The organism is Bacillus sp. L381 (genome assembly GCF_030284525.1).
Lineage (GTDB): Bacteria > Bacillota > Bacilli > Bacillales > Bacillaceae > Bacillus > Bacillus amyloliquefaciens.
The window spans coordinates 391,671-418,576 of sequence record NZ_CP127224.1; the positions used below are offsets into that span (position 1 = coordinate 391,671).

Annotated in this window: 27 protein-coding genes; 17 read left to right on the forward strand and 10 right to left on the reverse strand. The window is 48.9% G+C overall.

The genetic code is table 11. The annotated features are described in order from the left end of the window. Window positions 1-8 precede the first annotated feature (8 nt). Together srfAD and QRX25_RS01845 are read left to right on the forward strand one after the other, a co-directional pair. Window positions 9-740, forward strand: a complete 732-nt coding sequence (gene srfAD, locus QRX25_RS01840; RefSeq protein WP_212100274.1) for a thioesterase II family protein — start codon at window positions 9-11, stop codon at window positions 738-740. Between the two features lie 121 nt (window positions 741-861). After that, window positions 862-2,172 (forward strand): aminotransferase class I/II-fold pyridoxal phosphate-dependent enzyme, encoded by a 1,311-nt coding sequence (locus QRX25_RS01845; RefSeq protein ID WP_212100277.1) that lies wholly within the window; start codon window positions 862-864, stop codon window positions 2,170-2,172. A gap of 42 nt (window positions 2,173-2,214) precedes the next feature. On the opposite strand, the gene QRX25_RS01850 is transcribed toward QRX25_RS01845, so the two are convergent. From QRX25_RS01850 to bsdA, 6 genes are all read right to left on the reverse strand, one after another. Then, the gene (locus QRX25_RS01850) at window positions 2,215-2,889 is read right to left on the reverse strand and encodes a 4'-phosphopantetheinyl transferase family protein (RefSeq protein ID WP_115998228.1); all 675 of its coding nucleotides are present in this window, start codon (window positions 2,887-2,889) and stop codon (window positions 2,215-2,217) included. A gap of 99 nt (window positions 2,890-2,988) precedes the next feature. Beyond that, window positions 2,989-3,618 (reverse strand): YczE/YyaS/YitT family protein, encoded by a 630-nt coding sequence (locus QRX25_RS01855; RefSeq protein ID WP_212100280.1) that lies wholly within the window; start codon window positions 3,616-3,618, stop codon window positions 2,989-2,991. A 99-nt stretch (window positions 3,619-3,717) separates the two neighbouring features. Then, window positions 3,718-4,461, reverse strand: a complete 744-nt coding sequence (gene tcyC, locus QRX25_RS01860; RefSeq protein WP_115998227.1) for a cystine ABC transporter ATP-binding protein TcyC — start codon at window positions 4,459-4,461, stop codon at window positions 3,718-3,720. Between the two features lie 12 nt (window positions 4,462-4,473). Then, window positions 4,474-5,178 (reverse strand): amino acid ABC transporter permease, encoded by a 705-nt coding sequence (locus tag QRX25_RS01865; RefSeq protein WP_013350980.1) that lies wholly within the window; start codon window positions 5,176-5,178, stop codon window positions 4,474-4,476. Further along, window positions 5,165-5,962: a cystine ABC transporter substrate-binding lipoprotein TcyA gene (tcyA, locus tag QRX25_RS01870; RefSeq protein WP_065980682.1), complete on the reverse strand. Its 798-nt coding sequence runs from the start codon at window positions 5,960-5,962 to the stop codon at window positions 5,165-5,167. Before tcyA ends, QRX25_RS01865 begins: the two co-directional genes overlap by 14 nt. A 131-nt stretch (window positions 5,963-6,093) precedes the next feature. Continuing rightward, complete coding sequence (bsdA, locus tag QRX25_RS01875; protein WP_065980683.1) at window positions 6,094-6,966, reverse strand: transcriptional regulator BsdA; 873 nt, start codon at window positions 6,964-6,966, stop codon at window positions 6,094-6,096. Between the two features lie 85 nt (window positions 6,967-7,051). On the opposite strand from bsdA, the gene QRX25_RS01880 reads away from it, so the two are divergent. Genes QRX25_RS01880 through QRX25_RS01895 form a run of 4 tightly spaced genes read left to right on the forward strand, consistent with a single transcriptional unit; the run spans window position 7,052 to window position 9,802 of the window. Then, entirely contained in the window at window positions 7,052-7,672 is a 621-nt protein-coding gene (locus tag QRX25_RS01880; protein WP_373925719.1) for a non-oxidative hydroxyarylic acid decarboxylases subunit B, read from the forward strand. 2 nt (window positions 7,673-7,674) lie between these two features. After that, the gene (bsdC, locus tag QRX25_RS01885) at window positions 7,675-9,096 is read left to right on the forward strand and encodes a phenolic acid decarboxylase BsdC (RefSeq protein WP_115998224.1); all 1,422 of its coding nucleotides are present in this window, start codon (window positions 7,675-7,677) and stop codon (window positions 9,094-9,096) included. Window positions 9,097-9,113: 17 nt separating this feature from the next. Continuing rightward, window positions 9,114-9,341 carry a non-oxidative hydroxyarylic acid decarboxylases subunit D gene (locus QRX25_RS01890; RefSeq protein ID WP_014469737.1) on the forward strand — a complete coding sequence of 76 codons (228 nt, stop codon included), beginning with the start codon at window positions 9,114-9,116 and terminating at the stop codon, window positions 9,339-9,341. Then, entirely contained in the window at window positions 9,341-9,802 is a 462-nt protein-coding gene (locus QRX25_RS01895; protein WP_212100282.1) for a pyridoxamine 5'-phosphate oxidase family protein, read from the forward strand. Before QRX25_RS01890 ends, QRX25_RS01895 begins: the two co-directional genes overlap by 1 nt. 42 nt (window positions 9,803-9,844) lie before the next feature. Here the strand turns inward: QRX25_RS01895 and QRX25_RS01900 are convergent, their stop codons facing one another. Then, on the reverse strand, window positions 9,845-11,323 hold the full coding sequence (locus tag QRX25_RS01900; protein ID WP_013350987.1) for a peptide MFS transporter: 1,479 nt from the start codon (window positions 11,321-11,323) through the stop codon (window positions 9,845-9,847). A gap of 279 nt (window positions 11,324-11,602) precedes the next feature. On the opposite strand from QRX25_RS01900, the gene QRX25_RS01905 reads away from it, so the two are divergent. Further along, the gene (locus QRX25_RS01905) at window positions 11,603-13,348 is read left to right on the forward strand and encodes a right-handed parallel beta-helix repeat-containing protein (protein WP_212100285.1); all 1,746 of its coding nucleotides are present in this window, start codon (window positions 11,603-11,605) and stop codon (window positions 13,346-13,348) included. Window positions 13,349-13,481: 133 nt separating this feature from the next. Here QRX25_RS01905 and QRX25_RS01910 read toward each other — a convergent pair whose 3' ends face one another. Continuing rightward, window positions 13,482-13,703 carry a YczF family membrane protein gene (locus tag QRX25_RS01910; RefSeq protein ID WP_065980687.1) on the reverse strand — a complete coding sequence of 74 codons (222 nt, stop codon included), beginning with the start codon at window positions 13,701-13,703 and terminating at the stop codon, window positions 13,482-13,484. A gap of 122 nt (window positions 13,704-13,825) precedes the next feature. Between QRX25_RS01910 and gerKA the strand changes: the two genes are divergently transcribed. The 10 genes from gerKA (at window position 13,826) to QRX25_RS01960 (ending at window position 24,609) form a co-directional block, all read left to right on the forward strand. Continuing rightward, on the forward strand, window positions 13,826-15,466 hold the full coding sequence (gene gerKA, locus QRX25_RS01915; RefSeq protein ID WP_115998220.1) for a spore germination protein GerKA: 1,641 nt from the start codon (window positions 13,826-13,828) through the stop codon (window positions 15,464-15,466). Continuing rightward, window positions 15,453-16,679, forward strand: coding sequence for a Ger(x)C family spore germination protein (locus tag QRX25_RS01920; protein ID WP_212100289.1), 1,227 nt, complete (start codon window positions 15,453-15,455; stop codon window positions 16,677-16,679). Before gerKA ends, QRX25_RS01920 begins: the two co-directional genes overlap by 14 nt. Window positions 16,680-16,703: 24 nt before the next feature. Continuing rightward, a complete protein-coding gene (gene gerKB, locus QRX25_RS01925; RefSeq protein ID WP_212100292.1) occupies window positions 16,704-17,822 on the forward strand; it encodes an endospore germination permease GerKB in 1,119 nt (372 codons plus the stop codon). Between the two features lie 171 nt (window positions 17,823-17,993). Continuing rightward, a complete protein-coding gene (locus QRX25_RS01930) occupies window positions 17,994-19,316 on the forward strand; it encodes an LLM class flavin-dependent oxidoreductase (protein WP_212100295.1) in 1,323 nt (440 codons plus the stop codon). A gap of 12 nt (window positions 19,317-19,328) precedes the next feature. Next, window positions 19,329-19,820, forward strand: a complete 492-nt coding sequence (locus QRX25_RS01935; protein ID WP_013350994.1) for a GNAT family N-acetyltransferase — start codon at window positions 19,329-19,331, stop codon at window positions 19,818-19,820. A gap of 28 nt (window positions 19,821-19,848) precedes the next feature. Continuing rightward, window positions 19,849-20,637: an amino acid ABC transporter substrate-binding protein gene (locus QRX25_RS01940; RefSeq protein ID WP_212100298.1), complete on the forward strand. Its 789-nt coding sequence runs from the start codon at window positions 19,849-19,851 to the stop codon at window positions 20,635-20,637. Window positions 20,638-20,659: 22 nt separating this feature from the next. Further along, on the forward strand, window positions 20,660-21,334 hold the full coding sequence (locus tag QRX25_RS01945) for an amino acid ABC transporter permease (protein ID WP_045508531.1): 675 nt from the start codon (window positions 20,660-20,662) through the stop codon (window positions 21,332-21,334). Between the two features lie 13 nt (window positions 21,335-21,347). Beyond that, the gene (locus tag QRX25_RS01950) at window positions 21,348-22,097 is read left to right on the forward strand and encodes an amino acid ABC transporter ATP-binding protein (protein WP_115998215.1); all 750 of its coding nucleotides are present in this window, start codon (window positions 21,348-21,350) and stop codon (window positions 22,095-22,097) included. A 17-nt stretch (window positions 22,098-22,114) separates the two neighbouring features. After that, window positions 22,115-23,266 carry a M20 peptidase aminoacylase family protein gene (locus QRX25_RS01955; RefSeq protein WP_212100300.1) on the forward strand — a complete coding sequence of 384 codons (1,152 nt, stop codon included), beginning with the start codon at window positions 22,115-22,117 and terminating at the stop codon, window positions 23,264-23,266. After that, window positions 23,263-24,609 (forward strand): MmgE/PrpD family protein, encoded by a 1,347-nt coding sequence (locus QRX25_RS01960; RefSeq protein WP_212100303.1) that lies wholly within the window; start codon window positions 23,263-23,265, stop codon window positions 24,607-24,609. Before QRX25_RS01955 ends, QRX25_RS01960 begins: the two co-directional genes overlap by 4 nt. Before the next feature lie 103 nt (window positions 24,610-24,712). Here the strand turns inward: QRX25_RS01960 and QRX25_RS01965 are convergent, their stop codons facing one another. Both QRX25_RS01965 and QRX25_RS01970 read right to left on the reverse strand, forming a co-directional pair. Further along, a complete protein-coding gene (locus QRX25_RS01965) occupies window positions 24,713-25,396 on the reverse strand; it encodes an ABC transporter ATP-binding protein (RefSeq protein ID WP_212100305.1) in 684 nt (227 codons plus the stop codon). Window positions 25,397-25,410: 14 nt separating this feature from the next. Further along, window positions 25,411-26,847, reverse strand: a complete 1,437-nt coding sequence (locus QRX25_RS01970; RefSeq protein WP_212100307.1) for an ABC transporter permease — start codon at window positions 26,845-26,847, stop codon at window positions 25,411-25,413. Window positions 26,848-26,906 lie beyond the last annotated feature (59 nt).

A 26,906-nucleotide genomic window follows, 5' to 3' on the forward strand; every position in this document is an offset into this window, starting at 1 on the left:
AGCCGCTAATGGTCCAGCTCTTTAAATCGTTCGATACGACAGAAAAAACACAGCTCATCTGTTTTCCGTTCGCAGGAGGCTATTCCGCATCATTCCGCCCGCTCCACACCTATCTTCAGGGTGAGTGTGAGATGCTAGCCGCGGAACCGCCGGGACACGGAACAAATCAAATGTCCGCCGTTGAAGATTTTGAGCAGCTCGTCAGCTTGTACAAACAGGAGTTGAATCTCAGTCCTGACCGCCCGTTTGTGCTGTTCGGCCACAGTATGGGGGGCATGGTCGCTTTCAGGCTGGCGCAAAAGCTGGAGCGGGAAGGCATTTACCCGCAGGCCGTGATCATCTCAGCCATCCAGCCGCCGCATGCGGAAAGGAAAAAAGTTTCTCATCTTGATGATGAAAAATTTCTCGCCCATATTATCGAGCTTGGCGGAATGCCGCAGGAGTTGGTGGAAAATAAAGAGGTCATGTCATTTTTCCTGCCTTCTTTCAGATCCGACTACCGCGCGCTTGAAAGCTTCCGCCCGTCTGATTCTCACATCATTCAATCACCAGTCCATATTTTTAACGGGCAGAAGGATCATAAATGTATCAGAGATGCGGACGGATGGAAAAAATGGGCCGCAAATCCCATATTCCATGAGTTTTCGGACGGCCACATGTTCATATTAAGTGAAACTGAAAAAGTGGCAGAACGAATTTATGAGATTATTAACAGGAGCACTGCAGGCCAATTGTTATAAAATATGACAGACAGCATTCGCTGTCTGTTTTTTGTAACAAAATCGGCCTTGGAGTTTTCTCATTTATCAAAAATTTTATGTTATGATTTAATGGAATATCACTTTGAAGGGATTGTCGTACATGAATGATGCAGCTAGAGAGCTGAACAGAACATTATCTGAAGAAAACCCGCACGTGCTTCATATGCTTTCTGATTTGGGCAAAGATTTGTTTTATCCGAAAGGGGTGCTGACGCAATCGGCGGAAGCGAAAGCCAAGGCCGGAAAGTATAATGCCACAATCGGAATCGCCACTTCCCAAGGGGAGTCCATGCACTTTTCCCATATACAAGAGACATTGTCCGCCTATAACCCCGATGATATCTACGATTATGCTCCTCCACAGGGAAAAGAGCCGCTCAGACAGGAATGGCTGAAAAAAATGCGTCTCGAAAATCCTTCATTAGCCGGCAAAGACATCAGCACGCCGATCGTGACAAACGCTTTGACACACGGGCTGAGCATTGCCGCCGACTTGTTCGTCAATGAAGGGGATACGCTGCTTCTGCCTGATAAATATTGGGGAAATTACAACTTCATTTTCGGTGTCCGGCGCAAGGCATCTATTGAGACGTATCCGCTTTTTCAGCAGGATGGGCGTTTTAATGCGGCTGGTCTGTCCGAGCTGCTGAAAAAGCAGGAAGAAAAGGCGATTGTCGTGCTGAATTTCCCGAATAATCCGACAGGCTATACGCCGGGGGAAGAGGAAGCGTCAGAAATCGTCAGCGTGATTCTGGAGGCAGCGGAGGCCGGTAAAGAGATTGTCGTACTCGTAGACGATGCGTATTACAATTTGTTTTACGATGAAACGGCCATTCAGGAATCCATCTTCAGCAAACTCGCCCAAGTGCATGAAAGGGTGCTTTGCGTGAAGATAGACGGAGCCACAAAGGAAAATTACGCATGGGGCTTCCGCGTCGGTTTTATTACGTACAGCACCAACAGCCAAAAAGCGCTGCGCGTGCTTGAGGAAAAAACAAAGGGAATTATCAGGGGAACGATTTCCAGCGCTCCGCACCCGTCCCAAACGTTCATGCTGCGGGCGATGCAGTCACCGGAATACGAGAAAGAAAAATCACTGAAATATAACATCATGAAAAAACGGGCTGACAAAGTGAAAGCCGTATTGGCAGAAAATAAACACTATAAAGACGTATGGACGCCTTATCCGTTTAACTCAGGCTATTTCATGTGTGTCCGGCTGAAAGACATAAACGCCGGCGAATTGAGAGTGTCATTGCTCGAAAAGAGAGGAATCGGTACGATATCCATTAATGAAACGGATTTGCGAATCGCGTTTTCATGCGTTGAAGAAGAACACATCGCGGATTTGTTTGAAGAAATTTATCAAGAAGCAAAGCAGCTGCAGAAACAGGCGGAAATATCCGGCTGACAAAAAAGGAGGGGGACACCCTCCTTTTTCTATGGCGAACATTTACTGCAGCTCTTCATACGTTTTCATCTCAATCCCGTCACAAAAATCGGGATGAGCCGCACAAACCGCCAGCTTATATTCTTCGTCCGCATCATATGTGCGGATGAAACAAGGTTCATGTCCGTCCGGGAGTTCAATGGACACACGGCCGTCCTCTTCAAGCCGGACGCTGAATGAATCAAGCGGCAGGGAAAGCCCTTTTCCGGCCTGTTTGATAAAGCTTTCTTTCATTGACCACAGATGATAAAAATAATCGGTCTGCCGATCGGGATGTTTCGCTTGCAGATCACTGTACTCTGAAGGCGAGAAAAAACGTTTCGCTATATCAATCGTGCCGGGTTTCATTTTTTCAATATCGATGCCGATCGGTTTTGAATCAACGGCACAGACGATCCAGCGCCCGGAATGGGAAATATTAAAGTGCATGTCCGGAAGCGCGGGGATATACGGCTTTCCGTACTCCTGGACGCTGAATACAATCGCAGCCGGATTAAGTCCGTAAGCCCTCCCCGCAATGGTGCGGATGAGCATGTCGCCCAGCAAGGTGCGGTGAGCATCCTCCTTATGATAAAAGCGCCGGCATTTTTCCCGTTTTTCAGCGGACACAGCCGCCATCATCCGATCCTCTTCCTTTGGAGAAAGCGGGCGGTCCATATATACTCCGTAAATCTTCATGTCCAGATCCTCCGTCTGCAAATATTGTCAAAACCATCCTATCATATCAGACGCAAGCTGTCCGGCAATAAAAAAAACAAAACCGTTTCGGCTTTGTTCTTAATGAATGGACGCTGCCCGCCCGTAGATCGCATATGTTAACAGTTTAGAGGATTGCGGCAAAGAAAAACGCAGAATCAGCCCGGTCAAAACAGCCGTAATAATGGTTCCGGCTCCGATCGGTCCGCCCATCGTCCAGGCTGCGGCAAGAATCGTCAGTTCAATGCCGTTCCGCACCCATTGCACGTTCCAGCCCGTTTTTTCAGAAATCAGCAGCATCAGAGAGTCCCGGGGGCCCGCGCCGAGCCCGGCCGATACGTAAATACCGACGCCGCAGCCGATCAGCAGCAATCCGAAAGAAAAAAACACGGCCGCTAAGGAAAAAGCGTGCGCTTCAGGAAGCAGAAATGAAAAAAAATCAATAAACATTCCCATCATCAGCATATTCAAGATGGCGCCGATTTTCGGGAGCGTTCTCGTGAACAGGCAGGTTAAAGCGACGATGACCGCGCCGACCACGATGGACCATTGACCGACGGAAAGCCCGAAATGCTGAAAAAGCCCATAATGAAAGGCGTCCCAAGGGCTGATGCCGAGAGCTTTTCCTTTAATGGTTAAAGATACCCCGAAAGACAAAATCAACAGACCGGCAAAATAAAACGTCCAGCGCATCACGAATTCCCGCTTCAAAGAGGTCCCTTCTTTCATAAAATTTCATTAATTGTCATTGTAGCATAACTGCCAAAAAAAAGAAGAAGCGAAATCAGTGTTTCGCTTCTTCATCGGCTCCTACAAAGGATTCAGTATACGGTTCAAAAACCGCTGCGTGCGTTCTTCTTTTGGCGCGGAAAAAATTTGGGCCGGCGGTCCTTGTTCCACAATGACGCCGCCGTCAATGAAGATGACTTCATCGGCCACTTCCTGCGCGAATTTGATTTCATGCGTGACGACAACCATCGTCCAGCCTTCATTCGCCAAATCCTTAATGACTTTGAGCACCTCGCCGACCAGCTCGGGGTCAAGCGCTGACGTCGGTTCGTCAAACAGCATCAGCTCAGGCTGAATCGCAAGCGCGCGGGCGATGCCGACACGCTGCTGCTGACCGCCGGAAAGCTGGAACGGATATAAATTCATTTTGTCTTTCAGTCCGACTTTTTCAAGAAGCTCAATCGCTTCTTTTCTGACTTGCTCTTTGTCGCGCTTTTGCACTTGAACGGGTCCTTCCATGACGTTCTCAAGCGCCGTGCGGTGAGGAAACAGATGGTACGCCTGAAAGACCATGCCTGATTTGCGGCGGAGGCGAAGGATATCAGCCTGCTTCACTTTTTTGGAGAAATCTATTGAAAAATCGGAGAATGCCAGCTCGCCGCGATTGGGGATCTCAAGCGCGTTCAGACAGCGCAGTAGCGTCGTTTTTCCTGAACCGGACGGTCCCAGAACGGCGATGACTTTCCCTTTTTCTATCTCCATATCTATCTTTTTTAAAATTTCATTCTGGCCGAATGATTTATTTAATCCTTTAACAGAAAGCATATCGAAACCTCCTTATTTGGCCACATAACGGTCGAGACGCCGTTCGATCACAAGCTGTACGATTGACAGCAAGAAGCAGATGATCCAATAAATAAAGGCGGCTTCAATATAGATGACCAAGATCTGATCAAGGTTTTGCGCGCCGATTTCCTGCGCTTTCCTGAACAGCTCTGCGACGAGAATCTGGGACGCGAGAGATGTATCCTTGATCAGGCTGATAAATGTATTTGATAATGGCGGAATGGACACGCGAAACGCCTGCGGCAGGATCACGCGGAACAATGTCTTGCGATAGGTCATGCCGATCGTATAACCGGCTTCCCATTGCCCTTTCGGCACGGATGAAATAGATGCCCGGATGATTTCAGAAGCATAGGCGCCTACGTTTAGTGAAAATGCGATGACAGCGCTTGGGAAAGGGTCCAGTGTAATATTAAAGGTCGGGAACAGATAAAAAATGATGAACAATTGAACGAGAAGAGGAGTGCCGCGCACCGCTGATACATATACGCTGAACACCCATCTCAATGGTTTCATATTTGACATTCTGGCGAGCGCCGTAATCAGCGCGATGATCATTCCGAAAATAAAGGAAAGAATGGTAAGGGGAATCGAGTAATAGATTCCCCCGGAAAGAATCGGCCAGAATGACTGCTGCACCAGATCCCATGGAATGGCTGCCGCAATCACGGGCTCAGGCATGTTACTTAGAAACATCTTCGCCGAACCATTTTTTAGCTATTTTAGAAAGAGTCCCGTCCTCTTTCATTTCTTTTAACGCTTTGTTGACGTGAGTCACAAGTTCGCCGCTTCCTTTTCGGAATGCGAAATAAGTTTGTTGCGGCTGCCCAGCTTCAAACGCGATTTTCACGTTTTTATTGCCGGACGTTTTTAAGTAGTTCAGTACGGCAAGCTTATCGTTGTAAGTCAGATCAGCGCGGCCCTGCTGAATGAGCTGAAGGGATTGCGCTAAGCCTTCAACGCCTTCAATTTTCGCGCCGGCATCTTTCGCTAATTTATTGTAATTGCTTGTTAATGATTGAGCCGCTGTCTTTCCTTTGACATCAGCTTCTTTCGCAATCGTGCTGTCTTTTTTCGTCACGACAACGGCATTTGACGTTGTGTATTTATCAGAAAAATCATATTGGTTCTCACGGCCTGTTTTGCCGACTTGGTTGGCGACGACGTCAAACCGTTTAGCATTTAATCCGGCAAACATGCTGTCCCATTGCGTTTCTTTGAAGTCAGCTTTCAGACCGAGGCGTTTCGCGACTTCTTGAATGACTTCAACATCATATCCGGTCAGTTTGTCAGACTTTTTATCATGGAAGGTAAATGGTTCATACGTTCCTTCTGTACCGACGGTCAGTACGCCTTTTTTCTTGACAGAAGCCCAAAGATCGCCGTCTTTTGACTTGGATCCGCTGTCCTGTGAGTTTCCGCAGGCTGCGAGCACCGCGATGCTGACCATCATGAATAAAGCCAATAATGCTTTTTTCATTTTCTTTATTCCCCACTTTTCTGATTAGTTTTATTGAGAAAAAATAGCTCCCAATTGTAAAGGATAACTTTTTTTTAGTATGAGTCAAGTAATTGGTTTTCATGAGTGAGAAATCTCCGTGTTTCCGGGGATCAAAATAATTGCAAAAACTGTCTGACCGGCTTCGGCAGGTAGCTGTCTTTTCTCCAGATGACGGCCGGTGTCATGACAAACGGGTTGTCCTCAATGGCGACCGTTTTGACATGCGATCGCATATGGACGGGAATCATCGTCAAAGGCAGAATCGTGGCGCCGAACCCAGATGAGACGAGGCTCAAAAGCGTCGCGGAGTCATGGCATTCACAGACAACCTGAAGGTCGAGACCGTACTGTTCACAAACATGGAGGACTTGGTCATACACACCCCTTCCATTGACGGTGCGCAAAAGGATCAGAGGCAAAGAAGCGATGTCCTTCAGCTTAATCGTTTCTCCGCACAGGCGTTTTGTATGCTCAGACAGCACCAATACACACGGAATGTCTTCAAGCTCCTTCGATTCAATGCCGTCGCTCTTAATCAAGGTGGTGGTGACGGCGGCGTCAATCTGTCGGGATTCCAGGAGCTCCAGCAGTGAGACGGGTTCGTCTTCCCAAATGTTAAAGGTGAGATGAGGATACCGCTCTTTCATCTGCGACACTTTCTCTAGCATGAGTGCGGCGCAGTAAATGGTTGACCCCACGGCAAGAGGGCCGGCTGCTTCTTCCTTCAGCTCTTGTACCTCGATAATGGCGTCCTCAAACTTATGAAGAATCTCTTTCGCTCTTTTCAAAAATACATTTCCTTCATATGTAAGGGTCATTTGTTTCTTTTTATTGCGGTCAAACAGAATGACGCCCAATTCTTCTTCGAGCTGTTTCAGCTGTCTGCTTAACGGCGGCTGCGCCATATGAAGCTTTTTGGCGGCCGTCGTGATTTTCTGCTCTTGGGCAATGGTGACGAAATAACGCAATTGCCGGATATCCATGAGAATGCGCTCCTTTCTTTTATACCTAAAGGGTATGATATATAGATTTAACGAATATTTTTCATATGGATATATCAGGAGTATGATGGTTTTGACACCATATTTCAAGCGTAAAGGAGGGGTCAATATGAAACTCGTCATCGGAATGACCGGGGCTACGGGAGCCATATTCGGGATCAGGCTTTTAGAATATTTAAAGGCCGCGGAGATCGAAACCCATCTTGTCGTTTCTCCTTGGGCAAATGTCACCATCACACATGAAACCGATTATACGTTAAAAGATGTCGAGAAACTGGCGTCCTATACGTATTCTCACAAAGACCAGGCAGCTGCGATTTCAAGCGGCTCGTTTGAAACGGACGGGATGATCATCGCTCCGTGCAGCATGAAATCACTTGCAAGCATCCGCACCGGAATGGCTGACAATCTGCTGACAAGAGCGGCTGACGTCATCCTGAAAGAGCGGAAAAAGCTTGTGCTTCTGACCAGAGAAACGCCGCTCAGCCAAATCCATTTAGAGAATATGCTAGCGCTTACAAAAATGGGTTCCGTCATTCTTCCGCCGATGCCGGCTTTTTACAACAAACCGGCTGACATGGACGAATTGATCGGCCACATTGTGTTCCGGACGCTCGACCAGTTCGGCATCCGTCTCCCGGAAGCGAAACGGTGGTACGGAATTGAAAAACAAAAAGGAGGAATCTGATAATGGCCTATCAGGATTTTAGGGAATTTCTCGCCGCTCTTGAAAAAGAAGGGCAGCTGTTAACAGTCAACGAAGAGGTAAAACCGGAGCCGGATCTGGGCGCCGCCGCGCGTGCAGCCAGCAACCTCGGGGATAAAACCCCCGCGCTTTTGTTTAACAACATTTACGGACAACATCATGCGCAGGTCGCCCTGAATGTGATCGGTTCCTGGCCGAATCACGCGATGATGCTGGGCATGCCGAAAGATACGCCTGTAAAAGAACAATTCTTTGAGTTCGCCAAAAGGTACGATTCATTTCCGGTATCGGTCAAACGGGAAGAAACTGCGCCGTTTCATGAAAATGAAATAACGGAAGACATCAATCTATTTGACATCCTTCCGTTATTCAGAATCAACCAGGGGGACGGCGGCTATTATTTGGATAAAGCATGCGTCATTTCCCGCGATCTTGAAGACCCGGACAATTTCGGCAAGCAGAATGTCGGCATTTACAGAATGCAGGTGAAAGGAAAAGACCGCCTCGGCATCCAGCCCGTGCCTCAGCATGATATTGCAATTCATCTTCGCCAGGCTGAAGAACGCGGTGTGAATCTTCCCGTTACGATCGCACTCGGTTGTGAGCCGGTAATTACGACGGCCGCGTCAACTCCGCTGTTATACGATCAATCCGAGTATGAAATGGCCGGCGCGATTCAAGGGGAGCCTTACAGAATCGTCAAATCCAAGCTGTCCGACTTAGACATCCCGTGGGGCGCCGAAGTCGTTCTGGAAGGAGAGATTCTCGCGGGAGAACGGGAATACGAAGGCCCTTTCGGTGAGTTCACGGGCCATTATTCAGGCGGCCGCAGCATGCCGGTGATCAAAATCAAACGTGTATATCATAGAAACAATCCGATTTTTGAACATTTGTACTTAGGCATGCCGTGGACAGAGTGCGACTATATGATCGGCATTAATACATGTGTGCCTCTTTACCAGCAGCTGAAGGAAGCATATCCGAACGAAATCGTCGCTGTCAATGCCATGTATACGCACGGTCTGATCGCCATCATTTCAACGAAAACACGATACGGCGGATTTGCTAAGGCGGTCGGCATGCGCGCCCTGACAACGCCGCACGGACTCGGCTACTGCAAAATGGTCATTGTCGTGGATGAGGATGTCGATCCGTTTAATCTGCCGCAAGTCATGTGGGCGCTCTCAACGAAAATGCATCCGAAACACGACGCAGTCATTATTCCTGACCTGTCCGTTCTTCCGCTTGACCCGGGGTCTGATCCGGCAGGGATGACACACAAAATGATTCTTGACGCCACAACGCCTGCCGCGCCGGAAACAAGAGGCCATTATTCGCAGCCGCTTGATTCTCCGCTGACAACAAAAGAGTGGGAACAAAAACTGATGGACTTAATGAATCAATAAGAAAGGATGAGTTTGCAATGAAAACATGCCCGCGCTGTGAATCGAAAAAAGGAGAAACCGTCAGCCAATCGCCGGTCAAAGGCGCTTGGGAAATATACCAATGCCAGACCTGCTTTTTCACATGGAGATCCTGTGAACCGGAAAGCATCACGAATCCGGAAACATTCAACCCGGCATTTAAAATTGATCCGAAAGAAACGGAGACGGCCACTCAAGTTCCCGCTGTTCCGGAAAGAAAAGCGTAATGCTGACGGAGCATTTGCCGGAAGCTCTGTACACGCTTTTAGACGGGACGGAGCTTGAGAAAAAGCAGCACGATGCATTTGTACTGCAATCCGTGACAAAACAAGGCCGTCCGCACGCAGCCATGATCAGCGCCGGTGAGATTCTGGCCGTAACCAGCACAAATCTCCGGATCGCCTTATGGAAAAACACAACGACTGTAAAAAACCTGCTGCATTCGGGACAAGCCCTTTTCATCGCCTGGCACGGAGGAGCCGCCTATTACGTTACATTGGAATGTGAGGCGCTTCCGCCGCTGAAAGAGGCGAAATACGAGCGGGAACGGTTCAGCTGCCGCGTGATTTCCGTCAAGGAAGATCGGGCGAAATACGCGGATCTGACGTCCGGACCGGCCATTCAGCTTCACGAGCCGGAAAGTGTCCTGAAGAGATGGAGCGAAACGCTTGAGGAGTTAAAACAATAAACACACAAAAAAAGCCTGCGGACGCTTCCGCAGGCTTTTCTATTATTGTACGCCTTTCATCGCCCGTTTAATAACGGGAGAAAGAAGAACCAAAATAATACCGAGAATGATGGAAATAAGACCGATTGAGCCGAAGTAGGCCGCTTCAGAAATCTTATCAAACAAACCGACTACTTTTGCGTTCAGGGCTTGGCCGCAGGCGTTTGTTAAGAACCACATACTCATTGTCTGCGCTGAGAAAGCGGCAGGCGCAAGCTTCGTTGTGACAGATAAACCGACCGGTGAAAGGCAAAGCTCACCAAGCACAACCAAAAGGAAGCTGAGCACAAGCCAAAGCGGGCTCACAAGCTCGCCGCTTCCGCCCATAACCGGAAGCACCATGACTAAAAATGACAATCCGGCAAGGATAATGCCGATCGCGAATTTAATCGGTGTTGAAGGCTGGCGTTTGCCGAGCTTCATCCAGAACCAAGCGAACACCGGCGCGAAAATGACGATGAATAATGGGTTCAGAGACTGGAACCATGAAGACTCAAGATGCATGCCCGCAAAAGAAAGCCTCGTGCGCTGATCCGCATATAAAGCAAGAATCGTCGCGCCCTGTTCCTGAATAGCCCAGAACATGGCCGCCGCAATAAACAGCGGAATATAAGCCGCAAGCCGTGATTTTTCCGTTCTTGTCGCTTTTTTGCTTGTGAACATCACGATAAAGTAGATAACCGGAATGACAATGCCGAGGACACTGACGACGTCAATCACACGCTGGATCGTCAGCCAGCCGGTTTGGATGAGAACGAAAATAACGGCGGCTGCGATGACCACTCCGATTCCCGTTCCGATTACTGATGATTTAGAAATCGGATTCGGTACATTAGAGCCTGCTTTGCCGAGGTATTTCTTTCTCGTAAGAGCGAAAACAATCAGTCCGAGGAACATACCGGCCGCGGCGCATCCGAAGCCTAAGTGGTAGTTGTACTTCTGTCCGAGTGTTCCGACAATTAGCGGCGCAACTAATCCGCCGAGGTTGATCCCCATGTAAAAGATACTGAAACCAGAGTCGCGGCGCTCGTCTTCCTTCGTATATAGATCTCCGACTACGCTGGATACGTTTGGTTTAAGCAGGCCGGTTCCGATAATGATCAGAGCCATGCTGAGAAAAAACGCCGCCGTGCTGCCAGGAAAGGCAAGAGCGATGTGGCCGAACATAATTAAAATTCCGCCGTAGAATACGGTGTTTGCCGTACCGAATACCCGGTCGGCCAGCCATCCGCCGATGACGCTCGACATGTATACGAGAGATCCGTATATGGACATGATGGCAACTGCGGTGCTTTTATCAAAGCCGAGACCGCCATGAGCGACTTCCGTGTATAAATAGTAAAGCAATATAGCTCTCATACCATAGTAGGAGAAACGCTCCCAAAATTCGGTGAAAAACAGTGTGAACAAGCCGCGGGGATGACCGAAAAAGCCTCGTTGCGGCACAGTTTCTGTTATAGCTTCCTTTTCAATAGATGCCACCTGAGCCAACCCTTTCTTAAAAAAGTGTATTACAAAAATCATATTCTTATATAATACTTGTGTCAATATAATTTATACTGAATTCAAAAAATTCCAGAATGAAAAGATATTATAACGAACAATATAGACGAATGTTCCTAATTCTAATGGATTATTATTGGTATATTATCTAACTAAACTATCTTTATAAACTTTTTTAATAAAATTTAAAGTATGTACAGGCGGAGCGGGATATGGCGGAATAAGATGGCAATAAGAGAGAAAGGAGGAGATCATCACTTGCCGAATCGTATATTGGATATAACGGATTGCGGCGTGGCGGCAGACGGGAAAACCGACGTGACAAGCGCGATCAACCAATGTTTGGCCAAAGCCGTCAGCGAGGGCTGTCATACGGTGTTTTTTCCGTCCGGAACGTATAAAATCAACGGCACGCTTGGCGGTGACAGCAGCCAGCCGTTTAGGAACGCCGGAATTAATGTGCCGAGCCATCTCTCTATTGTCATGGATCCGGAATGCACGATTAAAGTGACGCCGAACAGGTCTTGGGGCTACTCGGCTTTCTATATAGGCAGGCGGGAAAATGTCACCATCACCGGGGGCCGGATCATCGGGGAACGGGATGAACACAAGTATATCAATGTTCCTTTGCGGTCGACCCATGAATGGGGATTCGGAATCTGTATTGAAGGCAGCAGCAATGTACTGATCGAAGATGTGGAGATATCGGATTTTACGGGAGACGGCATTATTGTCAGTCCGCTCGGGTTAAAGACAAACAGTGATTACGAAACATCAGAACATGTAACCATCCGCCGCTGCGATATCAGACAGTCAAGACGCAACAATATTTCAATTACCGGCTGCAGCACCGTCACGGTGGAAGAATGCGTGATTGAAGACGCCGGGAAAGGGAATGGAACAGCCCCGAAATTCGGAATCGATATTGAATCCTACGGAGAAGGCGATGTTGATTATGAAGAGGCTCTTCATATTACGATCCGCAACAACTTCTTTTACGGAAACACTGCAAGCTCAGTCACCAACTTTAACGGATATAACGTGTTAATTGAAGGAAATCATTCCGACAATACAATCAGCTACGGGTACGGCGCGCATACTGTCATTTCAGGGAACGTCCTCTTTTGGTCAAACGGCGGCTCAAGAACCGGAATCGCCGGACAAGGTGTGTCACAAGGGCAGGACAGCAGCAATGCCGTCATTTCCAACAATTTGATTACTGGTTTTTCCACCGGGATAGATGTAAGGGGGAAAAGCGTCCTCGTTACTCACAACAAAATCAATCAATTTGAAAATGCGGGCATTTCCGTCTATAAGGCGGAAGATGTGACCGTTGACGGCAATGTCATTGAAAACGGGCATTCCGAAACGAGACGAAGCGCGGGAATGCGGGCCACGCTTTCTGAAAACACCGTCTTTATGAATAACACCTTGAATCAGGTAACAGACGGAATCAGCATATCAGCCGGCAACATCACCGTAAAACAGAATATGCTGAAATCGTTCAGCCGGGGCATATGGGTCACAGGCGGAAATGCCCTCATTGAAGGAAATACGCTCATCCCTAATGCGTTTAAGGGCGCCGCAGAGTCCTATGCCGTATCTGTGACAAACGACGCCAAGGCTGTCATCAAAGGAAATCTCTTCAAAAGCTACAAAAACTATCCCGTTTTCTGTTCGACATCCTCAGGAACCTCTGTCATCGGCAACCGCTTTGAATCATCACCGCTTATCGTTACCGTGTATCTGAACTCCGGAACGCATGAAGTCATAGACAATACCATCACGATCAACCGAACGGCGGGCAGCCCGATCGGCATCTATCTGAACGGAACCTCCAATTCCCTCGTTTTGGGGAATACCATCAACAACCTTTCCGCCGCTTCTGCTTCGGCCATCCAAACCAGTTCCTCCGCAAGCACGAAAATCATCGGCAACCGCATTATCAAAGGCGTCATTGTAAAACACACTACAGATACGGAAATCGGAAATATCGTCATCTGATCATCATTACTGTCTGAACAATAAAAAGAACACATGAACTCCGAAAAAAGGAGGGATGTGTTCTTTTTTGACACAATACAGCCGGGGCAGGTGATACAGCTTTTAATAGCAGTGACGAAGTGCGGGGCGCTTGTCAGGTATCTTTTTTACCTATTTTATATAAAGCCAACATTTCTTTGATTAAAAAGAGGGCGAAGAAAAACAGCATCAGCCATTCTGAGAAGGTCATCAATTTAAAAGCGGACAGGTTGTTTTGAACCGCTCCATAGAGACTGAAACCTTGCAGCATATCCATCCCTACAGAAATCATCAGACAGGAAGTCAGCAAAAAAATTGAAACTCCCAATATTTTCATGCGGTATCACTCTCCCTTTTTATCCTTTTCGATATTGCAAAACTTATACAGACTTTCCGCCGTGCATAATCTTTTGCCGTACAGGAAGAATATGAAAAAAACAAGGAAAGGTTTTTTGCGATATGCCGCCATTTTTTAAGCAGAAGAAACAAAAAAAAGCCGATCAAAACGACCGTGACAATGAAGACAGAAAAGAAGCGGAAAACAAATCAGATAAAGAGCGGGAGGAGCCGATCTCCCTCAGCTTAGAGAAAAATATGAAGAAGCTGTCTGCGAGGTTCGGCAACAGTGCCGATGTTGTCATCCGCCGGCTGAAAATCGGGAAGGAAGAGCTTCCGGCTGCGATTGTGTATATCGCCGGTTTGGTAGACGAACAGCTTGTCAGCCAATCTCTTCTGGAAGATTTAATCGATATTCCGTCCGTTCAGCCGGAACAAGCGGTCTGCCTGATATACGAAAAAACGCTTGCGATCGGCGGAGTAAAAGAGGAAGAGAAATGGAAAAGCCTTTTTGCCGGGGTGGTGGCGGGCAGCACGCTCATTTTTGTCGACGGGGCTGACAAGGCGCTGATCGCCAGTACGGAAGGAGGGGAGCACCGGTCCATTCAAGAACCGAGCACTCAGGTGTCCTTCCGCGGCCCGCGGCAGGGATTCACTGAATCTCTGCAAACCAATATTTCCATGATCCGCAGGTATGTAAAAACGCCTGATGTATGGGTTGAAAAAATGGAGATCGGACACGAGACGAATACGGACGTCGCGCTGATGTATATCAACGGAATTTGTGAAAAAAAGCTGATTAAGGAAGTCCGCAAGCGGCTGAAGCACATTGATATCGACAGCATTCTGGAATCCGGCTACATTGAGCAGCTCATTGAAGACGCGCCGTTTTCCGTGTTTCCCACTGTGTATCATACGGAACGGCCGGACGTTGTGGCGGGAAATCTGCTGGAAGGAAGATTTGCGATTATCGTGGATGGGACGCCGTTTGTTCTCCTCGCGCCGGCCTTATTTATTCAATTTTTTCAATCAGTTGAGGATTATTATTCACGATTTGATATCGCCACAAGCATCAGGATGCTTCGGGTTTTGATCTTCTTCATTTCACTGGTGGCGCCGGGGATTTATGTGGCGGCGACGACCTTTCATCAGGAAATGATTCCGACGCAGCTGCTGATTGTCATCGCCGCCCAGCGGGAGACGGTTCCGTTCCCGGCCGTCATTGAAGCGCTGACGATGGAAGTGGCTTTCGAGATTCTCAGGGAGGCGGGCGTCCGTCTTCCGAGAGTTGTCGGTTCCGCCGTTTCCATAGTCGGAGCGCTAGTCATCGGCCAGGCCGCCGTACAGGCCGGCATCGTCTCCCCGGCCATGGTTATCGTCGTCGCGCTGACGGCGATTGCCAGCTTTGCGACCCCGGCTTTTGACATGGCGATATCTGCGCGCCTGATCCGGTTTGTCTTTATTTTGTCGGCGGCGGTGATGGGATTTTACGGGCTGATTCTGGGCATTATCATGATGTTTGTTCATCTGTGCGGCCTGCGTTCATTCGGTTTTCCGTATATGTCCCCGCTCGCTCCCTTGTCCCCGGGCGGGCTGAAGGATTCCCTTCTCCGCGCTCCGCTGTGGGCGGATGAAAAAAGGCCGGGACTGCTCGTGCAGAAAAACAACAGGCGCCAAGGAGAGCATCAAAGACCGAAACCGGAGACATCCAGAGGAATGGTTAATAAAGATATAGAAGAGGGCGACGGTAATGAAAAGACGTAAATGGATACTCATCCTTTGTACGATGGTTTCCCTCATGTTTGTATCTGGGTGCTGGGATAAAAGAGAACTGACCGATTTGGCGGTGATCTCCGCCATCGGTATTGACCGGACCGAATCGGGAAAATACGTCCTTCACTTTCAAATTATCAACCCGGGAAACGTGGCCGGCGGTCTGCAGGGCGGCGGAGCGGGAGACCGGCCTCCGGTTTCCGTCTATTCCGTGTCCGGAGACAATATGACGGAAGCTTTGAGAAAAGGCTCGATGAAGGTGTCCAGAAGGCTCTATTTTGCGCATACGAATCTTGTGGTGTTCAGTGAAAAGCTGGCGAAAGAGGAAGGGCTCAATTTTATTCTGGACAATCTTGACCGTGACACCGAATTCAGGACGACCGCAACCGCGGTCATTGCGCATAATTGCAAGGCTGAAGACATTATTAAAGTGCTGACGCCGATTGATAAAATCCCTTCCAATAAAGTGAACAAGACGCTCAGCTTCACGCAGGAACAATACGGCAGAGTCATTAAAACAAGCCTTCAGGACGTTCTGATTGATCTCGCCTCTCCGACCGGGTCGCCGTTTATACCGGGTTATAAAATGCACGGAGATAATAAAGTCGGTCCTACGATGGAAAATACGCAGACGACTGAACCGAAAGCGCTGCTGTCAGCTGACGGACTGGCTGTGTTCAAAAAGGACGGAAGGCTGGATTACTGGATCGAGGATGATGACAGTGTGGGCGCGGTATGGCTGCTGAACAAAATCAAGCATACGTTCATCAATGCGGATTGGAAGAACGTTAAGCATGCAATCAGTCTGCAGGTCACCCGCCAGAATACAAAGGTGACGGCCACTTTTCCGGACGGAAAACCGCATATTCACGTTCATGCTGAGGTCGAAGGGATGGTGGACGCTGTCAGATACCCTTTTCATCTGTCTGATCCGAAAGTGCTGATGAACATGCAAAAGGCGCTCAGCGCGCAGCTTGACAAAGATATCACCAAATCTATTGAAGATATTAAGGCTCATAAGAATGATTTCATCGGCTTCGGAGACCTGATTTATCGACAGCATCCGCACAAATGGAAAAAGTTAAAAGGGAAGTGGGATGAAGAAATTTTTCCTAATCTCCCCGTGGATGTAAAAGCGGAAGTTATCATCAGAAGAACGGGCTTGCGGAATAATCCTCTCTCAGACAAGCTTGAGCATGATTGATTTGAGGAGAAAGGAGCGAAGCATATGGAAAATGCGAAAATCGGCACGCGTCAGCTGTTTATTATGATCATTTTGTTTGAATTGGGCAGTTCGTTATTGATCCCGCCGGGCACGATGGCCGGACGGGACGCATGGCTGTCCGTGCTTCTCGGGTGCGTTGTCGGTCTCGGACTTTTCTACGTTTATCAGGCGCTGTATCAATATTTTCCTGAGTCTTCTCCGAGAGATTACATGAACGAACTGATCGGCAGGCATTTGAGCTGGGTGATCTCTCTTCTCTATATTCTCTATTTTGCTTATATCGCCGCCCGCGTATTGAGGGATTTTGGCGAAATGCTTGTCACCTTCGCCTATCAGGACACACCGCTTGTCATTGTGAATGCCATGCTGATGATTGCTGCGATATTTGCGGTCAGAAAGGGAATTGAAGTCATAGCGAGAGCCGGCGAGCTGCTGTTTGGCATTATGTATTTCCTGACAGCCATCGGGCTGATCCTCCTTATCAGCTCCGGCACGATAAACCTCAGATTTCTCCAGCCTGTCTTAGCGGAAGGTATGGGGACAGTCATTTATTCCGTGTTTAAACAGACCATGTTCATTCCGTTCGGTGAATTAATCGTGTTTGTTATGATTTTCCCTTACTTAAAAGATCGGAAAAAAGTGAAGAAAACAGGATTTCTGGCGATTATCATCAGCGGTCTGTTTTTGGCGATGTCGGTGGCGATTAATATTTGTGTGCTGGACGTCAACTTAATGCTCCGCTCTCAATTCCCGCTGCTGAGCACCATACAGACGATTAAAGTGGAAGAGTTTTTAGACCGGCTGGATGTCTTTTTTATGCTCGTGCTCGTCATCGGCGGTTTTTTCAAAGTCAGCCTTTTTACATATTCGGTTGTCGTGGGGGTCTCCACGCTGTTTAAAGAGAAAAATCCGTCCCAGCTGGTCTTGCCGGTCGGATTGGGAGTGCTGATTCTCTCCATCAGCATCGCAAGCAATTTTTCGGAACACATGAATGAAGGCTTAAAAATTGTGCCGATCTATATTCATCTTCCGTTTCAAGTGCTGTTCCCCGTTTTGCTGCTTATCATTGCCGTGATCAAGAAAAAAGTCAAAGGGAGCGTCTATACAGTTTCGAAGAAATAACCCGGCCGGTGCGCCGGGTTTTTTTAAAAATCATGATTTTTGTCTGAATGCATTGACAAACTTGCCTGACAATTGTACATTTTGATTTATTCTTATAAATTCACTAGGAAATATAGGTTTAGTGGTGTTAATGTTTTCCGAACGGTATTTCAGAATAGAAGGAGATACGTCATGACAAAGAAAAAAGAAATCAAACTCGGTGTGTTTCTCGCGGGTACCGGCCATCATGTCGCCTCTTGGAGACATCCTGAGGCCCCGGCGGACGCGAGCATGAATTTAGATTATTTCAAAGAACTGGCCAAAACAGCGGAGCGGGGTAAATTGGACATGCTGTTTTTAGCGGACAGTTTATCAATAGACAGCAAATCACATCCGAATGTGTTAACGCGTTTTGAGCCGTTTACGCTGCTGTCGGCGCTCGCTCAGGTCACATCCCGCATCGGTCTGACGGCGACCGCTTCCACTACATACAGTGAACCGTTCCACATCGCGAGACAAATTGCATCGCTTGATCATCTTTCCAACGGCCGCGCGGGCTGGAATGTCGTCACATCATCAATTGAATCAACCGCGCTTAATTTCAGCGGCGAAAAGCATCTTGAGCACCATCTCAGATATCAGCGCGCGGAAGAATTCGTTGAAGTCGTCAAAGGATTATGGGATTCGTGGGAGGAAGACGCCTTTATCCGCGACAAAGAATCAGGGACGTTTTTTGATAAAGACAAAATGCATGAATTGAATCATAAAGGAACATATTTTTCCGTAAGAGGGCCGTTAAATGCCGCCCGCACTCCGCAGGGCCGCCCCGTCATCATTCAGGCGGGGTCATCAGGAGACGGAAAAGCGCTGGCCGCCAAAACGGCGGAGGTCATTTTTACCGCGCAAAACCATTTGGAATCTGCACAGGAATTCTATCAATCTATTAAAGAACAAGCTGCTTCTTTCGGCCGTGATCCTGAAAAAATCGCGATCATGCCGGGCATTTTTCCCGTGATTGCTGATACTGAGGAAGAAGCGCAGGCAAAATATGAGGAGCTCCAAGCCCTCATCATCCCGTCTGTCGGCCTGAACATTCTGCAAAACTATCTGGGCGGCATCGACCTTTCCGCTTACCCGCTTGACAGCCCGCTGCCTGAATTGGATGCGGAAGCGTCAAATGCTGTTAAAAGCCGCTTCAAGCTCGTTCAAGAGATGGCCAAACGCGATAACATGACCATCCGCGAGCTGTACAAATATGTGGCGGGTTCAAGAGGTCATCATATCTTTGTCGGAACGCCTGAACAGCTTGCCGATAAGATGGAAGAATGGGTCGACAAACAAGCCTGTGACGGCTTCAACATCATGCCGCCGCTTTTGCCTGAAGGTCTCACTCTTTTTGTAGATAAAGTGATTCCGATTTTACAAGAACGGGGCGTGTTCAGAAAAGAATATGAAGGAACGACGCTGAGAGAACATTTCGGACTGGAAAAACCGGCAAATCGTTATGCCGGCTAAGGAGGGCTCGTCATGTCAAGACAATACCGGCTCGCAACGGAAAGAGACGCTGATGAACTGCTTTCACTGACACTGCGGGCGTATGAACCGATCCGGAAGCTCGGCATAAACTTTGCCGCGGCAACGGCGGATAAAGAGCTCGTTTTGAATAACATCCAAAAAAACGCCTGTTACGTCCTGGAGGAAGACGGACGGATTCTGGCGACGATTTCTCTGCGGATGCCATGGGGGCCGAATCCAGGGCCGTACGGTGTCCCTCATATTTGGTGGTTCGCCGTCGACCCTGACACCGGAAAAAAAGGGACGGGCTCAGAAATGCTGGAGTGGCTGGAGAACACGGTGCTCCGCGATACTTTAAAAGCCCCCTTCGTATCATTGGGTACAGCGGACAAGCATCCGTGGCTGATCGGCATGTACGAGCGGAAAGGCTACGTCCGTGCAGGCGAAAAGGATTTAGGAAAAGGACACATCACCATCTATTTAAAAAAACAATTGCAGAATTAACATATTCTTAGAAAAAGGCGGGAGTTTAATGAAAAAGAAAACATGGTTGCTGCTGTTTGCCGCGCTTTTGGCGGTCTTATCAGCATGCGGTAACGGAAAAGAAAGCGAAGGCGGCGATAACGTGCTGCATGTCGGCGCCACGGGACAAAGCTATCCGTTCGCATATAAAGAAAACGGCAAGCTGACCGGCTTTGACGTGGATGTCATGGAAGCCGTAGCGAAAAAAATCAACATGAAGCTGGACTGGAAACTGCTTGAATTCAGCGGACTGATGGGCGAGCTCCAGACCGGCAAACTCGACACCATCTCAAACCAGGTCGCTGTCACAGACGAACGCAAGAAAACGTATAACTTTACAGAACCGTATTCCTATGCGGGCACTCAAATTGTCGTCAAAAACGATAACAAAGACATCAAATCAGTCAATGACCTAAAAGGAAAAACAGTGGCGGCCGTTCTGGGCTCAAACCACGGGAAAAACCTTGAGAGCAAGGACCCGGATAAAAAAATCAACATTAAAACGTATGAAACACAAGAAGGTACGCTGAAAGACGTGGCTTACGGACGCGTTGACGCTTACGTAAACAGCCGTAGCGTCCTGATCGCCCAAATTAAAAAGACCGGTCTGCCCCTGAAATTGGCAGGAGACCCGATTGTCTATGAAAAAGTCGCTTTCCCGTTTGCGAAGGATGCGGCACACGATAAAATCCGCAAAAAAGTAAACAAAGCCATTGAAGAACTGCGGAAAGACGGCACGCTGAAAAAGCTGTCAGAAAAATACTTTAAAGAAGACATTACAACGGAAGCAAAGCATTAAGAAACGGCGGTGAAAATCGAGAATGAACAGCATTGATTGGGGATTTATGTTTTCAGCTTTTCCCGCGTTAATCGAAGCCTTGCCGATCACATTAGTAATGGCCGTCGCGGCCATGGTATTTGCCGTGATCGGCGGCCTTATATTAGCGCTTATCACGAAAAATCGTATTCCTGTGCTTCACCAGCTGTCAAAGGTGTATATTTCATTTTTTCGGGGCGTGCCGACGCTCGTTCAGCTTTTCTTAATTTATTACGGCCTGCCGCAGCTGTTCCCCGGAATGAGCAAGATGACGGCGTTAACTGCGGCGATTATCGGGTTAAGCCTGAAAAATGCCGCCTACCTGGCTGAAATTTTTCGCGCCGCGCTCAACTCAGTCGATGAAGGACAGCTTGAAGCCTGTCTTTCTGTCGGAATGACAAAATCCCAGGCGTACAGGCGGATCATTTTTCCGCAGGCCGTCAGAAACGCGCTTCCCGCAACGGGAAATACGTTTATCGGGCTGTTAAAAGAAACATCGCTCGCCTTTACATTAGGAGTGATGGAGATGTTCGCCCAAGGGAAAATGTATGCATCAGGCAATCTCAAATATTTTGAGACATATTTAGCCGTCGCAATCATGTATTGGATTCTTACGATTATTTACAGCGTGCTGCAGGATCTGCTCGAACGGGCGATCAGCAAACCTTATCGCACATAGGAGGAGGCTCGGGATGATACAAGTCAGACACATTCGAAAAGTATTTAAAGACCTTACCGTTCTTGACGGAATCGATCTTGAGATCAAAAGCGGCGAAGTCACGGCCATCATCGGCCCGTCAGGCTCGGGAAAATCAACGCTCCTCCGCTGTCTGAATCTGCTGGAGCGCCCGGATGACGGCATGATTGAAATCGGTGATGCAAAGCTGAATGCAGCGTCCTATTCGCGCAAAGACGTACACAAGCTTCGCCAGCAGACGGCGATGGTTTTTCAGAATTACAATCTGTTTAAAAACAAAACCGCCCTGCAAAACGTGACAGAGGCACTGATCACAGCGCAAAAGAAACCGAAAAAAGAAGCGGAACGAATCGGTATGGATCTGCTGCGGCAAGTCGGTTTAGAGCACAAAGCAGACAGCTACCCGATTACGATGTCAGGCGGACAGCAGCAGCGGATCGGGATTGCGCGCGCCCTGGCCGTTGATCCCCACGCGATTTTACTGGATGAACCGACTTCGGCCCTTGATCCGGAGCTTGTAGCCGGGGTGCTCCAAGTCATCAAATCAATTGCCGAAAAACAGACAACCATGGTCATCGTCACTCATGAAATGGCTTTTGCACGGGAAGTTGCCGACCAGGTCATATTTATGGCGGACGGACGCATCATCGAGCAGGGAACGCCGGAAGAGCTGTTTGACAATCCGCAGAACGAACGGACGAAAAAATTCATTAAGCAAGTGGGAGAGCCTGCCGAACTTGTCTAAGAAGGGATGGAGAAGAAATGGCAAATGAAACGTATGAATCATTAAACAAACGTTTAATCAATATCCGCCGCGACCTTCATGAACACCCTGAGCTGTCAGGCGAGGAATACGAAACGACGGGTAAAATCTGCCGCTGGCTGGAGGAAGAAGGTATCACGGTTCTTGATGTTCCGAAACTTCAAACCGGAGTGATCGCTGAAATCAAAGGAGACAAAAGCGGCCCCGTCATCGCTGTCAGAGCGGACATCGACGCATTGCCGATCGAAGAGAAAACAAACCTTCCGTTTGCTTCGCGAAACAGCGGCGTGATGCATGCCTGCGGTCATGATTTTCATACGGCATCTATTCTCGGCACGGCTTTCTTATTAAATGAGAGAAAGCATGAGCTGAAAGGAACGGTCCGGTTTATTTTTCAGCCTGCCGAAGAAATCGCCGCCGGAGCGAGACAGGTCATTGAAGCCGGCGCGCTTGACGGTGTATCGGCGATATTCGGCATGCATAATAAACCCGACCTCCCCGTCGGCACGGTCGGTCTGAAAGAAGGCCCGCTGATGGCGAGTGTCGACCGCTTTGAAATGACCATTAAAGGAAAAGGCGGGCACGCCGGAATCCCCGACAACAGTATCGATCCGATTCAGGCAGCAGGGCAGATCATCGGCGGCCTGCAATCGGTTGTCAGCAGAAATATCAGCTCGCTCCATAATGCCGTCGTCAGCATCACCAGAGTTCAAGGCGGCAGTTCTTGGAATGTCATCCCGGATCATGTTGAAATGGAAGGGACCGTCCGGACGTTTCAAAAAGAAGCGCGGGAAGCTGTTCCGAAACATATGAAGCGGGTTGCTGAAGGAATCGCGGCCGGATTCGGGGCAGAAGTTGAATTCCGCTGGTTTCCTTACCTCCCGTCAGTCATGAACGACGCCCGTTTCATACAGGCGGCGGAACAAACGGCTGAAAGCCTCGGGCTTCAAACCGTTCGGGCAGAACAGTCTCCCGGCGGTGAGGACTTCGCCTTATATCAAGAAAAAATCCCCGGCTTCTTCGTTTGGATGGGAACAAACGGAACAGAAGAATGGCACCATCCCGCCTTCACACTCGACGAAAAAGCGCTCCCGGCAGCGGCTGAGTTTTTCGCCCGGCTTGCCGTCAATGTATTGGAGCAGACGGAATGAATACGGAAAATCTGACGGCCGGGCTTGCTCAGGCCGTCATGTCGTCTGTACCGGAAACATCCGCCGAAGCGATGAAAGAAGCGCGCAAAGGGCTGCTTGATTTTACAGCGGCAGCCTTTGCGGGAAGACGGGATAAAGGCATTGAGAAGCTGATAAAGCTGGCCGACGAAGAAGGCGGAGCGCCGATAGCTCCGCTTATCGGCAGAAATCAAAAAACAACGCCGTCCCAATCCGCGCTGATAAACGGATTCATCGCCCATGCGCTTGATTTTGACGATGTCCATTCTGATGTAAGAGGGCACCCAAGCGCCGTCATCCTTCCGGCTCTGATTGCAGCCGCATCATCAGGCCGTATAGACAAGAGCCGTTTTCTCGGTGCTTACGTGACAGGAATCGAAGTGATGGCGCGGCTCGGTGAGTCAGCGGGAAGATCTCATTACGAAAAAGGGTGGCACAATACGGGGACGTTAGGCGCGATTGCGGCCGCGTGCGCCGTCGGGTTTGCGGAGAACCTGAATCAGCATCAATTGCAGAAAGCGATCGGGTTTGCGGCCGCCCGTTCCGGTGGCATGCGGGTGCACTTCGGAACGGAAATGAAGCCGCTCCATGCCGGGCTGGCCGCTCAAGCCGGATTGTTCGCCGTAAAGCTTGCGCAGGCTGGTTTCGGCGGGTCAGCACATGCGCTTGACGGGGAGAAAGGCTTTTTCGGGCTGTACGGTGATCTTGAACGGGCAGAAACCTTGCTTTTAAACGGATGGGGAAAACCTTGGCGGATCACGAGCCCGGGACTTTGGTTTAAGGTTTATCCGTTTTGCTCGGCTGCCCATCATGCGGCGGATGCCATTCTCAAGCTGAAGGCCGAGCACGGTCTCATCTTCGGCCAAACGGAACGGGTCGACGTAATTTATCCGCCTGGCGGGGACGCCGCATTGACAGAACGGCGTCCGAAAACCGGCGAAGCGGGACGGTTCAGCGTGGAATATGTGATTTCCTTAGCTTTGCACGGTAAAGGTTTTTCAGCTGAACATTTTACATCCGAGCCGATTCCGGAATTCCTTCAAAAGGGGTTCGCGCGGATTCACCGCGGCTATGATGATCAAATTCAGCCGGCTGACAACGCCGTTCCGAAGGGCCGTTTTACAATTGTACGGGTTACGGCTGCCGGCAATCATATGTATGAAGCGCGTATCGACTGTCCGAAGGGTGCGCCGGGAAACGGTCTTTCTGAGAAAGACATTGAAGACAAACTCAGGCTCGCTTTGCCGGGAGAAGAGAAAAGAGCGGCAGAATTGATCGAAGCAGCCGGACAGCCGAATATTGAACGTTATTTACAGCTGATATAAATAAAAAAAGCGAGGGGATGCAGCCCTCGCTTTTTTACGTTCACTTCTATTGAATAGGGGGGATATAGGGTGCGCCCCTGTCTGCGCTGGCAGGGGCGCGGTATCAGGAAACGGCTGTGCCGTTTTCTTTTACGGTGAAACTTCCTCTTGATAAGCGGATGTTGACATCCGAAACTTTGGAAATTTGTTCATCATGCGTGACCATGATGACGCATTTGCTGTCTTTATGCGCCAGATCCTGAAAGAGCCGGACGATTTCCTTTGACGTATCCTCGTCGAGGTTTCCCGTCGGTTCGTCCGCGCAAATTAAATCCGTGTCACAGCAGAAAGCCCGCGCAATCGAAACCCGCTGCTGCTGTCCGCCGCTTAATGTCAGCACCCGCTGCCGGGCCTGCTGTTCCGTAATACCCACTCTTTCCAGCATGCTGAGCGCGAACGCATCTTTGTTTTTCTCTTTAGATCCGGTAATCTCCATCGCCGTTGTGATATTCTGGAGCGCCGTCATATACGGAATCAGATTATAAGATTGAAAGACGATAGAGACATATTGATTTCTGAATTTGGTCAGCCCGATTTTGGAGATATCTTCTCCGTTATAAAGGATGCTTCCCTCTTTAGGTGTGTCAAGACCGCCCGCCAGAGACAGAAACGTTGTTTTCCCCGTTCCGGAGGCGCCGGCAATTGTATAAAACTTCCCTTTTTCAAAGCTGATCGTTATATCCTGAAACAGCGGCTGTGATTTGTCTTGGTACCAATAGCCGGTCTGTTGAAAGGTTAATAGGCTCATTACGCTGCCTCCTCTTATTCCTGCTTGGTCAGGATGGTTTTAGGATGAAGCCGCATGACTGATACAGACGGCAGTAATGTGGCGATGACGGCAATCGCGATGCCGATACCGCCAAGAATCAGAAGGTCATTCAGCGAGACGTTTACCTGCATCGTGCTGATGACGTCCGTGCTTGATGAATGCCGGCCGAACATACCGCCTCCACGCGGTATTTCTCTGCCGCCCCAGCCGCTTGCTTGCTGCTGTGAATCATCGGCTGAACTGACCTGCTGAGAAAGAAGCTGGTTTCCGAGCTGATTCGCTACAAGGCTGCCTGTGACAGATGCGATACCGATGGCGATGACGGCGACCGCCAGTATTTCCGTTAAGAATTGTCCGATGAGCTTCCAGCGTTTTTCGCCGATCGCCATTAAGACACCCATTTCATACTTGCGTTCCCTGATCGACATCATCACGATTAATCCGAGAATGACCGCGCCCGCGATGGATACAAGATACACCACGTTTTTAGAAAACGACGCGACATTTTCAATCGGACCGGCCATTTGCTGATACACCTGATCATTCGTCGTCAGGGTATAGGTTTTATAATCTATGGATGTTTTTTTCGCAGCCGCAACGAATGAGTCAATATATTTGGCATCATCCATGTAATAAATGGCTGAGCTGATTTTGTTTTTATTGTCAGATCCTTTTAATGCCGATGCGGCGGTGTAAGGCGTATAGATTTTATTATCAGGATTTAAGAATGAAAAATGCTGTGCCTGGTCATCTCCGGAAGTTGTTGTTTTATAGATTCCCACAATTTTAAGCTCCGTTTTCACCGAATCATCTGATGCTGAGGAAACGGTAATGGAGCCGCCGACCTTCAGCTTGTTTTGATCTGCCAGCGTTTTATTGATCACTGCGACTTTTGCGTCCGCATCTGTTTTTGTGATGGCGCGGCCGTCAGTGATTTTTGAGCTGCCGTCCGTGAAATCGTCAAGCAATGCCGTAGAGAGCACGCCTTCGATCGAAATGTCCGCTGACATCATCTGTCTTCCGCCGCCTTGAAAACGGCTTCCGCCGGAATTGTTATCGGCTGATGCGTCTGAGCTTTCTATCGCGTCAAAGCTTTCTGCGTTTGCTGACGCTGTCGTGAGAAAGTTGTAATTTTTCACGTGCTGTAAAGATGTAAGCTTCTTGGCATCCGAGACGGAAATCGGCGTTGATTCAAACGTCCTCTTTTCACCGTCTTTTTGCTGCTGCGCCATTTGCTTTTGGCGGTCAACCTGGAGTGTGACGCTCCCGCCGAGCTGCTGCCTTGCCAATTCGCTTGATTTCTTTGCCGCTGACTGGATCGTAAGGCCGGACAGGACAAAAATACAAATCACCGAAAACACAATCAGCTGCAACAATGTTTTTCCCTTTTTTGCCTTCATGCTCCAAAAGGCTCTTTTTATAAAATTCATGTCTGTTCCTCCGTGTGGGTGTCAGATCTTGTGAAACCGGCCTTCTTTAGCGCCGGTCA

Excerpts from the sequence above, each read along its gene's own strand:
- QRX25_RS01880 (WP_373925719.1), top strand. The coding sequence starts at position 7,052 with ATGGTTTTGACACCATATTTCAAGCGTAAAGGAGGGGTCAATATGAAA.
- QRX25_RS01935 (WP_013350994.1), top strand. The coding sequence starts at position 19,329 with ATGTCAAGACAATACCGGCTCGCAACGGAAAGAGACGCTGATGAACTG.
- gerKA (WP_115998220.1), top strand. The coding sequence starts at position 13,826 with ATGCCGCCATTTTTTAAGCAGAAGAAACAAAAAAAAGCCGATCAAAAC.
- QRX25_RS01865 (WP_013350980.1), bottom strand. The coding sequence starts at position 5,178 with ATGTTTCTAAGTAACATGCCTGAGCCCGTGATTGCGGCAGCCATTCCA.
- QRX25_RS01945 (WP_045508531.1), top strand. The coding sequence starts at position 20,660 with ATGAACAGCATTGATTGGGGATTTATGTTTTCAGCTTTTCCCGCGTTA.
- QRX25_RS01960 (WP_212100303.1), top strand. The coding sequence starts at position 23,263 with ATGAATACGGAAAATCTGACGGCCGGGCTTGCTCAGGCCGTCATGTCG.
- QRX25_RS01940 (WP_212100298.1), top strand. The coding sequence starts at position 19,849 with ATGAAAAAGAAAACATGGTTGCTGCTGTTTGCCGCGCTTTTGGCGGTC.
- QRX25_RS01955 (WP_212100300.1), top strand. The coding sequence starts at position 22,115 with ATGGCAAATGAAACGTATGAATCATTAAACAAACGTTTAATCAATATC.
- QRX25_RS01920 (WP_212100289.1), top strand. The coding sequence starts at position 15,453 with ATGAAAAGACGTAAATGGATACTCATCCTTTGTACGATGGTTTCCCTC.
- QRX25_RS01910 (WP_065980687.1), bottom strand. The coding sequence starts at position 13,703 with ATGAAAATATTGGGAGTTTCAATTTTTTTGCTGACTTCCTGTCTGATG.
- tcyC (WP_115998227.1), bottom strand. The coding sequence starts at position 4,461 with ATGCTTTCTGTTAAAGGATTAAATAAATCATTCGGCCAGAATGAAATT.
- QRX25_RS01890 (WP_014469737.1), top strand. The coding sequence starts at position 9,114 with ATGAAAACATGCCCGCGCTGTGAATCGAAAAAAGGAGAAACCGTCAGC.
- srfAD (WP_212100274.1), top strand. The coding sequence starts at position 9 with ATGGTCCAGCTCTTTAAATCGTTCGATACGACAGAAAAAACACAGCTC.
- gerKB (WP_212100292.1), top strand. The coding sequence starts at position 16,704 with ATGGAAAATGCGAAAATCGGCACGCGTCAGCTGTTTATTATGATCATT.
- QRX25_RS01850 (WP_115998228.1), bottom strand. The coding sequence starts at position 2,889 with ATGAAGATTTACGGAGTATATATGGACCGCCCGCTTTCTCCAAAGGAA.
- bsdC (WP_115998224.1), top strand. The coding sequence starts at position 7,675 with ATGGCCTATCAGGATTTTAGGGAATTTCTCGCCGCTCTTGAAAAAGAA.
- tcyA (WP_065980682.1), bottom strand. The coding sequence starts at position 5,962 with ATGAAAAAAGCATTATTGGCTTTATTCATGATGGTCAGCATCGCGGTG.
- QRX25_RS01895 (WP_212100282.1), top strand. The coding sequence starts at position 9,341 with ATGCTGACGGAGCATTTGCCGGAAGCTCTGTACACGCTTTTAGACGGG.
- QRX25_RS01965 (WP_212100305.1), bottom strand. The coding sequence starts at position 25,396 with ATGAGCCTATTAACCTTTCAACAGACCGGCTATTGGTACCAAGACAAA.
- QRX25_RS01930 (WP_212100295.1), top strand. The coding sequence starts at position 17,994 with ATGACAAAGAAAAAAGAAATCAAACTCGGTGTGTTTCTCGCGGGTACC.
- bsdA (WP_065980683.1), bottom strand. The coding sequence starts at position 6,966 with ATGGATATCCGGCAATTGCGTTATTTCGTCACCATTGCCCAAGAGCAG.
- QRX25_RS01845 (WP_212100277.1), top strand. The coding sequence starts at position 862 with ATGAATGATGCAGCTAGAGAGCTGAACAGAACATTATCTGAAGAAAAC.
- QRX25_RS01970 (WP_212100307.1), bottom strand. The coding sequence starts at position 26,847 with ATGAATTTTATAAAAAGAGCCTTTTGGAGCATGAAGGCAAAAAAGGGA.
- QRX25_RS01950 (WP_115998215.1), top strand. The coding sequence starts at position 21,348 with ATGATACAAGTCAGACACATTCGAAAAGTATTTAAAGACCTTACCGTT.